This window comes from Pseudomonas sp. CFII68, assembly GCF_000416195.1.
In the GTDB taxonomy this organism is placed as follows: domain Bacteria; phylum Pseudomonadota; class Gammaproteobacteria; order Pseudomonadales; family Pseudomonadaceae; genus Aquipseudomonas; species Aquipseudomonas kilonensis.
In genome coordinates, this window is record NZ_ATLN01000004.1 from 1 (window position 1) to 333 (window position 333).

At 62.8% G+C, this 333-nt stretch carries 1 protein-coding gene; it reads left to right on the forward strand.

Translation table 11 applies throughout. From position 1 onward, the window contains the following. On the forward strand, positions 1–333 hold a 333-nt coding region (locus CFII68_RS25680; protein WP_018599961.1), incomplete at both ends, for a carbon starvation CstA family protein.

The following is a 333-nucleotide window of genomic DNA, read 5'->3' on the forward strand; positions in this document are numbered from 1 at the left end:
TCCCTGGGTGACATGGTGCGCGAGGAAATGGGCCGCATCCCTGGCACCATCGCGCTGTTCGGCTGCTTCCTGATCATGATCATCATCCTCGCGGTGCTGGCGCTGATCGTGGTCAAGGCCCTGGCCGAGAGCCCATGGGGCATCTTCACGGTGATGGCGACCATCCCGATCGCGATGTTCATGGGCATCTACATGCGCTACATCCGCCCGGGCCGCATCGGTGAAATCTCGATCATCGGCGTGCTGTTGCTGCTGGGCTCGATCTGGCTGGGCGGGCAAATTGCTGCCGACCCGGTCTGGGCCAAGGCCTTCACCTTCACCGGGATCCAGATC